This is a genomic window from uncultured Granulicatella sp. (genome assembly GCF_963545075.1).
Lineage (GTDB): Bacteria > Bacillota > Bacilli > Lactobacillales > Aerococcaceae > Granulicatella.
The window spans coordinates 1-9,506 of record NZ_CAUUHX010000062.1; the positions used below are offsets into that span (position 1 = coordinate 1).

Annotated in this window: 6 protein-coding genes; 1 reads left to right on the forward strand and 5 read right to left on the reverse strand. The window is 32.0% G+C overall.

Annotation, left to right across the window (positions count from 1 at the left end; all coding sequences use genetic code 11):
* Positions 1-62: 62 nt before the first annotated feature.
* The 3 genes from nrdF to nrdI are packed head-to-tail and all read right to left on the reverse strand — an operon-like array spanning position 63 to position 3,629.
* Complete coding sequence (nrdF, locus tag RWZ86_RS07610) at positions 63-1,073, reverse strand: class 1b ribonucleoside-diphosphate reductase subunit beta (RefSeq protein ID WP_314681079.1); 1,011 nt, start codon at positions 1,071-1,073, stop codon at positions 63-65.
* Between the two features lie 20 nt (positions 1,074-1,093).
* Positions 1,094-3,271, reverse strand: a complete 2,178-nt coding sequence (gene nrdE / locus RWZ86_RS07615; protein WP_314681081.1) for a class 1b ribonucleoside-diphosphate reductase subunit alpha — start codon at positions 3,269-3,271, stop codon at positions 1,094-1,096.
* Positions 3,264-3,629, reverse strand: coding sequence for a class Ib ribonucleoside-diphosphate reductase assembly flavoprotein NrdI (gene nrdI, locus RWZ86_RS07620; protein ID WP_314681083.1), 366 nt, complete (start codon positions 3,627-3,629; stop codon positions 3,264-3,266). The genes nrdE and nrdI overlap by 8 nt, the downstream gene beginning before the upstream one ends.
* Before the next feature lie 191 nt (positions 3,630-3,820).
* On the opposite strand from nrdI, the gene RWZ86_RS07625 reads away from it, so the two are divergent.
* A complete protein-coding gene (locus tag RWZ86_RS07625) occupies positions 3,821-4,252 on the forward strand; it encodes a BlaI/MecI/CopY family transcriptional regulator (RefSeq protein WP_314681086.1) in 432 nt (143 codons plus the stop codon).
* A gap of 46 nt (positions 4,253-4,298) precedes the next feature.
* Here the strand turns inward: RWZ86_RS07625 and RWZ86_RS07630 are convergent, their stop codons facing one another.
* Positions 4,299-5,810, reverse strand: coding sequence for a GH25 family lysozyme (locus RWZ86_RS07630; RefSeq protein WP_314681089.1), 1,512 nt, complete (start codon positions 5,808-5,810; stop codon positions 4,299-4,301).
* A gap of 180 nt (positions 5,811-5,990) precedes the next feature.
* Positions 5,991-8,915 carry an insulinase family protein gene (locus tag RWZ86_RS07635; protein ID WP_314681091.1) on the reverse strand — a complete coding sequence of 975 codons (2,925 nt, stop codon included), beginning with the start codon at positions 8,913-8,915 and terminating at the stop codon, positions 5,991-5,993.
* Positions 8,916-9,506 lie beyond the last annotated feature (591 nt).

A 9,506-nucleotide genomic window follows, 5' to 3' on the forward strand; every position in this document is an offset into this window, starting at 1 on the left:
TTTCAGAATTTTATAGTGCTTTCTTCTATTTTTGAGACTTTTTGCCCAGTCTCTTATTTAGATTACATCCATTTAGAATAATCATCATCTTCCATAGCTTCTACTGTCCCAAGTAAATAACCATTCCCCACTTGAGAGAAGAAGTCATGATTACTTGTACCTGTTGAAATACCATTCATCACAATTGGATCCACATCTTCAGCTGTATCTGGGAATAATGGATCAAACCCTAAATTTTGTAAAGCCTTATTCGCATTATAACGAATGAATACTTTTACTTTTTCAGTCCAACCAACTTGATCATAAATTGATTGTGTATACTTCACTTCATTTTGATACAATTCTAAACATAATTGATAAACCCACATTTTAAGAGTTTCTTGTTCTTCTAAAGGTAATTCATTGTATCCTTGTTGGAATTTATAGCCTGTATAAGTTCCGTGAACAGATTCATCACGAATAATTAATTTAATAATTTCCGCTACATTGGCTAATTTATTATTTCCTAAATAATACAATGGTGTAAAGAAGCCACTATAGAATAAAAATGTTTCTAACATCGTTGAAGCTACTTTCATTTTTAGTGCATCTCTACTTTGATAAATTTCATTAATTTTTTGAGCTTTATATTGTAAAAACTCATTATTATTTGTCCACTCAAAAATTTCTTCGATTTCAGCTTTTGTATGTAACGTACTGAAAATTGTTGAATAACTTTTGGCATGAACAGATTCCATAAATTGAATATTATTCCATACTGCTTCTTCATGTTGTGTACGAACATAGTCTTTCATCAGACTTGCACCTTCTTCAGATTGCAATGTATCTAATAAAGTCAATCCTCCAAATACTTTCCCTACAACATCTTTTTCAGCTGGGGATAATGTTCTCCAGTCATCTAAGTCATTTGAAACAGGAATACGAGTATCTAACCAAAATTGCTCGGTTAACTTTTCCCATGTCATTTTGTCAATCATATCTTCTACTTGGTTCCAGTCGATTGCTTTATAATAAGCTACTGGTGCAGAAGCCTTTTGTGACAAAATCTCATTAAAATATCGTTTCTCACTCATGATAAGTCTCCTTTTTTGAATTAAATACTGCAACTTTCGCAACCATTACTTCCAATTTCATCATTATTTTCTGTAAATGTACGAACATAATAAATCGATTTGATTCCTTTATTCCAAGCATAGTTTCTCAAGATATTTAAATCTCTTGTTGTCATTTTGCTTGTACGTCCATTTTTCCATTCATATAAGCCTTCTGGTAATTCAGAACGCATGAATAATGTTAAACTCATTCCTTGGTCAATATGTTTTTGTGCAGCAGCATATACATCAATCACTTTACGCATATCAATATCATAAGCTGATTTATAATATGGTAATGTTTCATTTGATAAGAATGGTGCTGGATAATAAGTTTTACCAGTCTTCTTCTCTTGACGTTCTTCAATTAAACGAGTAATTGGATGTAAACTCGCACTTGTTTCATTTACATAGCTGATTGAGCCTGTTGGAGCAATCGCTAAACGATTTTGATGATATAGTCCGTCTGCCATTACATCTGCTTTTAATTGTTTCCAATCTTCCGCAGTTGGAATTGGTAAGTTCGCAAAAATCTCTTTTACTTTTTCAGATTTAATTTTAACATCTGACTCCGTATAAGCATCAAAATAAGTTCCTGATGCATAAGCAGATTTTTCAAATCCATCGAAAGTTACGCCACGTTCTTTCGCAATTTTATGACTTGCTTTTAATGTATAAAAATTCAATAGACGGAAGTATAAATCTGTTACTTCGATTGATTCAGGAGAACCATATTCCATTTGATTTAACGCAAAGAATGTATGTAATCCCATTGCACCTAAACCAATTGTATGAGCTTTTTGGTTTCCATTTTTCACCGTTGGAACTGCATCAATACTTGAATGGTCTGTGACAAATGTTAATGCACGAACCGCCACTTCAATCGAGCGTTCAAAATCAGGTGATTGCATTAAATTCACGATATTTGTAGAACCTAAATTACAGCTAATATCCGTCCCAAGTACTTCATATTCTTGCGCATTATTAATCACTGAAGGACTTTGTACTTGTAAAATTTCTGAACACAAGTTACTCATAATGATTTTTCCATCAATTGGATTTGCATTATTGACCGTATCAATATTTACAATATAAGGATAACCAGATTCTTGTTGTAATTTACTAATTTCTTGTTCTAAATCACGTGCACGTAATTTTGATTTACGAATTTCTGGATTATTCACCATATTTTCATACTCTTTTGTAATATCTACATAAGAGAAAGGAACCCCATAAATACGTTCCACATCATATGGACTAAATAAATACATCATATCGTCATTTTTTATTAATTCATAAAACTTATCTGGAACTACTAATCCTAATGATAATGTTTTAACACGAATTTTCTCATCTGCATTTTCTTTTTTAGTTGATAAGAATGATACGATATCTGGGTGGAAAACATTTAAATAAACAGCTCCTGCACCATTACGTTGTCCTAATTGGTTCGAATAACTGAAGCTATCTTCTAATAATTTCATAATTGGAACAACACCGCTAGAAGCATTTTCAATTTTCTTAATTGGGTCTCCAGCTGCACGAACATTTGATAAGCTTACGCCAACTCCCCCACCAATTCTTGAAAGTTGTAAAGCAGAGTTAATGGTACGACCAATGCTATTCATGTCATCTGTTGTTTGTATTAAGAAACAAGACACTAATTCACCACGACGTTTTCTTCCTGCATTTAAAAATGTTGGTGTCGCTGGTTGATAACGTTGATGAATCATTTCTTCAGCTAAATCTCTAGCTAATTGTTCATCTCCATCTGCTAAAAATAAAGCATTAAAGACAATACGATCTTCAAAACGTTCTAAATAACGTTCGCCATCATTTGTTTTTAAAGCATATTGTTTATAAAACTTAAATGCTGACATAAATGAACGAAAACGGAATTTTTTCTTATAAATTTCTTGCATTAAGCTTTTAACAAATTCTCGGTCATATTTATTTAAAAACTCTTCTTCTAAATAATCATGTTCAAGCAAATAATCTAATTTTTCATCTAATGTATAGAAAAATACCGTATTCGGATTGACATGTTCTAAGAAGAATGCACGTACTGCTTCTTTATCCTTATGTAGAGGGATTTTTCCATCAACCGGACGGTTCAATTCATTATTTAATGAAAAATATGTTACTTCTTGAGATTTACTAATTAATTTTGGACTATCCAAATTCGCTCACCTTTTCCTTTATTATAGTTACGTCTTTTTGAGTTCCATGAAACTCAAAACAATGCAATAGTGGAACTTCATAAGTAGAAGAAATCAATTTTGCCGTCGAACAAAAAGAAGTATTAAAATTTCGATTTCCAGATCCAGCTACTCCTTTTAATAAAGCTTGGTTATCATCTGTTTCAATAAAATCTTGAAAATATTCAAATACTTCCATATCATAAGTAGGACTAACAATTATATATGGTTCATCCATTGTTTGGAATACATTTTGTGGTGTAATTTCTACAGTTGGTAACTCCAATTTTTGAACAAATCTTCTCGTCTGCCCCGTCAATGATAAAAAAACTACTTTCATACTTACTCCTCTATTTCATACCCCCTTATTATATCTACTTTCCAGTCTTATATCAACCAAAACATTCTATATTTAGTATTTCACAAAAAAGCAAACACAAAATATAGTAACAAAATTCGTCTTTTATCAATATATTGACAAAGAGATTTTTCAGATTTACACTAATAAATATCAAAGAAAGGAGACAAAAAATGACACTTTCTCATACTATTAGCGCTTCAGAAAGACAAGTACTTCGCGTAATATGGGCAAACCAAAAATGTACCGGTACTTTTATTATTGAAGCATTAGCTACAAATTTCAATTGGCAAGCTGCTACAATTAAAACTCTTATCAATCGACTGTTGAAAAAAGAATTTATTATTCCTACTTCAAAAAGACCTTATCAATATGTCGCAACAGTAACAGAAGAAGAATTACTAGATTTAGAATGCAATGAATTATTAAGTCATGTTTGTCAAAAAAAACAAGGTGAATTATTATCCTTACTTATTCAAAAATCTCAATTAACAATACAGGACACTCATCAATTACAGAAATTATTACAAGAAAAAGAAATAGATGCACCTGAACATCTAGCTTGTACTTGTATACCAGGTCAATGTCGTTGTTGTCATCACTAAAAAAAGTCAGACTTATGTCTGACTTTTTTCATAATTCTTAAATTCATTAATACCAAACGCTAACGTCTACTTTTCCACTAATACCTTTTAGATATTCGCTTGAAGTATATTGCCAACCTTTAGAGCCTGAATAATGTGGGTTATTCCAATCTAATGCATCTGTATAAGCAGCTACCCAGTCCACATATTTTAAAATATCTGGATGATTTAAACGTGTTTGTAATAAATGTCTGTAACTATAAATTCTTACATTCGTATAACCAGCTTTATGCATCGTTTCCATATATTTATTTACAATTTTCACCCATGTTTTTGTATCTTTAGGTGCAGCTTTTGTTTTATTCACATATTCCCAATTTTCAACATCATAATAAATTGGATAACTTGGTTGAATATGATATTTTTCCATTAATTTAATGGTGTGTTTCGCTTCTAATTCTGCGTCAGATTCATTTTCAGCATAAGTATATAAATACACTCCATAAGGAACTCCTAGGCGGTTTAATTCTTTAATATTATATGCTAATTGTTTATCTTCGTCATATGCATAATACCCTAAACGAACAATTACTCCATCAATTCCATTATCTCTAATAACTTGACTCCAGTTTTGGATTTTTCCATTATGTTCACTGACATCGATAACTTTCTTCGCATCACTTCCGCCCACTTGTTCTTGACGACGATTTAAGAAATAACGTTGACCATTCTTTTGAACCCAACCCCATTCTAATCGTTCTTGTTTTTGAATTTCACCCGTATCTGAGAAGGTATATTTCGTATCTCCAACTGTTACAACTCCTGTTGCCATTACGCCAGATTCACCTAAATAATAATTACCTGCCCATTCTTTTTCAGCTCTAGCACCGTTCGCCTTGAAATAATACCATTTTCCATCAATTTGAGCCCATTGACTGCGTGCATATTTCCCATCAGCATTTAAATAGAACATCGCATTATATTGTGGATCAAATAACCATTCTTTTGCCATCATAGCCCCTTCACCGTTGACAAAATAATCACTGACCCATTGACGAGTTGCTAAGTACCCACCAGATAGTAAGTAATACCATTTATTTCCATCTTGAATCCATTCTTTATCAGCATATTTTCCATCTGCTTTTAAATAGAAATAAGAATTATATTTATTATCGTAAATCCATTCTTTTTTCGCCATAGCACCACTTGGATTTAAGTAGTAATTCCCTTTCCATTCACTTTTAGCCATATAGCCCCATTCTTTGAAATAGTACCATTTGCCACCAATTTCTAACCATTGATTTTCAGCATAATTTCCATCTGCTTTTAAATAGAAATAAGACTTGTAATTTTCATCATAAATGAAAGAAGCAATAACTTTTTTGCCATCTTTATCTACATATGAACGATCAATCCATGAAGACGTAGCTTTTGATCCATCTTCTTTTATAAAATATTGTTGTCCATTAATCGTTTGCCAACCTTTACCTTGTGGGGCTTTTTCTTCTTGAGCACCAACTGTTGGTAAAGTGAATAATACTAACGCAGATAATGATAATGCGATATTTCTTAATTTCATTTACTGTAAATCTCCTTTTTCTTAAACTTTCACTTTGCCATTGTATAATTAAATGCATAAAAACACAAACAAAATCCTAAATGACACACTTTAACGATATAAAAATTTTACAACATAAAAGAGGAACTTCTACTAATAGAAAATTCCTCTTTTAACGATACTTGAAATTAACTCAAACAATTAATCATTAAATAATGAACGGATTGTTTTGAAAATTTCTTTATTTAGTTCAATTTTCACATCATTACCCACTACTACAAAAGCATTTTGAGCTAATACTTTTTCCATTGTTGGTGCAAATGAACGAACTTTTTCCGGTGTTACATTTAAAACTTCATCACGAGTTTTTTGAACAAGTTCAGTTGTCACATGTGTAAAGTAACGTGTAAATGCGATATTTCCTTTTTGATTTGCAGATAATGGACGGTCAATACTGCTAAATGTTCCAATAAGGTTTTTCTCAAATTCTTCTTTAGATGGATTGTAATTTTCTAAATATTGAACTTGTCCATCATAAGTTTTTAGAGTTTCCACTAAGTTTGGATCACGGTATGACACAGCAGCTACTTCACCTTTTCCACCAATGACACTCATTCCACCGTATGCTCCACCTTTAACACGAACGGTATTCCATAAATAATCTAATCCTAAAACCGTTTGTAAAAATGCATTAGAACCTTCAAATGGAACTCCTAGTAATGTTTGATTGTAACCTTTTGCTACATATTGAATTTCTTGAGCTGTTTTAAACCCTTCGTTTAGAATTTCAACAGGAGTTGTGAATGGTTGTGGTGTCACTTCCTCTTGTGATAACTGTTGGAAGAATGATTGAGATAATGCTTTGAATTGTTCAAAGTCTTCTTTACTTCCGACAAATGTTGCAGTCACTCCATGAATATTCAAGATTTGACGAAGTACAGCTATCAATTGTTGACTAAAGCTTTCTTTTCTCTCATCATAATGCTTCACTAAATCAGAAATATACTCATAGTAATCAATACCTTCTAATGCTTGAGCATATTTCGCGCCTTCTGAATAGTATGATTCTAATCGACGTACAGCAATGGTATGCGAAGCATAATTCATATGCATTTCTAAGTTAGCTTTTGTATTTAATAATAGTTCTTTAATTTTATCATAGTCTTCCAAGTTTGAACGTAAAACAATTTCTTCTACTAATTCAATCAATTTAGGTAAATATTGTGACAATGCTTTTCCTGAAACTGTAAAGAATGGATAATAGACATTTTTCGCAACATCTTCTGTCATGACAAAAGCATTTGTAGAAATTCCACCCGTATAGAAATCCATCTCTGTATTTAAATCTTCATCAGCAAAGTTTTTTGTACTAATTTCACCTAATAATTCAGTGACAAACGCCGCTACTGGAATTTCTTCTGTTTTAACTCCTCTCATATCAAAGAAATATTTTGCATATGAAATACCTGCTGTAAAGTCTTCATAATGTAAGAAAGTCGGCGTATCTTTTCCTTCTTCAACCATTAATGGATATTGCGTTGCTTTCTTTTGAATATCATCAATCGATAGAGTCGGAATTTTCGCTAAATCTTCTGGTCTATCAGGAGATTCTTGTCTTTCAATTAATTTTTGAGTTGTTTCTACTAATTGGTCTAATTCTTCTTCGCTTAAACTTGCTTTGTAATCGGCTAAATTTTTAGCTAATTCTGCTTCTTTTTCTTCTAATAAACCTGGTTCTGGTTTTAGAGTAATGATTGCAGCATGAGTATTGTCTAATAAATATTTTTGAATAAGATTTTCAAAATAGCCTTCTTCAACTTTAGCTTGAATAGCATCTAAATGTTGTTGGTATTCAAATGATACATAAGGACTTCCATCATATAACCAACTTGTTAAAGCATTCATTCCATACATCACACCTTTTGGTGTGCTTCCTTCTAAAGCTGTTAATTCTTTATAACGGAAAGCTGTTTTGTTTAAAGCAGCTTGAATCGCTTTTTTAGAAATTCCTTCTTCTACTAAACGTTGTAATTCCTCTTGAATAATTTGAACAAATTGTTCTTTTTTATCAGCATCTGTATCTTTTAAAATCACTTCAAATGTTGGAGAATACGTATAAGCAGAATATCCTCCCATAACATCACTACCGATATTCGCTTTTAATAAAGCTTTCTTCAGTGGTGCTGTATTACTACCTAATAACAATTCATCTAAAATGCTTAAAGCAATTCCTTCTTCTCCATTAGTGCTTGTGCCAGTAGCCCAAGCATATTCTAACAATGTTTTATTTTCGGTTGAGTCTCCTTTAGAAATAGAATACGAACTTGTTAGTTCTTTGACACTTGTAAATGGTTCTTGTTTGTATCCTACAAATGGAACTTCTTTTGCCTCAAAAGCATCAAAGTATTCTGATAATTGTTCCATTGCTTTTGGTAAATCTAAATTTCCGTATAAAGTTACTCGAGCATTACTTGGGTGATAATACGTTTGATGGAAATTAATGAATTTTTCTTGTGTCAATGTTGGAATTGAAGCGGGCATTCCTCCAGAAACATGTTTATAAAAAGTGTCAGGGAATAATGTTGGTTCCACCAGACGGTTTAATTCTGATTCTGGTTGAGAAAATGCTCCCTTCATTTCGTTATAAACAACGCCTTTATACGTTAATTCATCTTCTTTATTTTCTAAATGATAATGCCATCCTTCTTGCATTAAAATTTGTGGGTTTGATAAAAGATTTGGATAAAATACCGCATCTAAATATACGTCCATTAAGTTTTCAAAATCTTTTTGATTTCTTGAAGCTACTGGGTACATTGTTTTATCTGAGAATGTCCATGCGTTTAAAAATGTTTGTAGGGAACCTTTTAATAATTCTACGAATGGTTCTTTTGTTGGGTATTTTTTTGATCCGTTTAATACGGAGTGTTCGATAATGTGCGCAATTCCATTGTCGTCATATGGTGGTGTGCGGAATGCGATGGAGAAGGCTTTGTTGTCGTCGTCTGTTTTTAAGTACATGACTTGTGCACCTGTTTTGTCATGTTTGTATAAATAGTAATCGCAACGGATATCTGGTAATGGTTTTTGTTCTACGAGTGTAAAACTATTAAATTCTTTTGTCATGAAATGACCTCCATTTCTTAATTAAATCTACTTGTCTTTTATTCAAACACGATTTGTAACAATAAGCAAGAGAAAATCATTGGTGGCATAGAATAAAGAAATAAAAAATAATTTTTTGTGTAGCTAGGACGCCAGCAGCCCTTGCGGTCTCATGGCTAAAATTTGAGCCTCGGTCTCAAATTTTCCTTTGTGATAGAATCGCTATTCACCGATTCTATCACCTCAGCTATAAAAAATTATTTTTTATTTCTTTATTTTAGTTATTTAGTTTTCTGACGTTTGTTCTTATGCATCTTACAAAAATAGAAATTAATTGTTGATGTGGTAGCCCCAATTGACTTAAACGTCTCATTGATAAAAATTTCCCCTTAATTGTTAGTTCTACTTTATGCTATAAATACTATTACCATTTCCATTACTTTAGCTGCAAAATATTTGTAACGTAATAAATAAAGAATACAAAAAATATTTCCTTTTAGCTTGAGTGACAGAAACACTGGGAAGTGTTTTTGTCACTATTGGAAAATTTGAGATCTTAGGCTCAAATTTTAGCCATGAGATTCGCATCGCGAAGCTGCTGGCGTCCTAGCT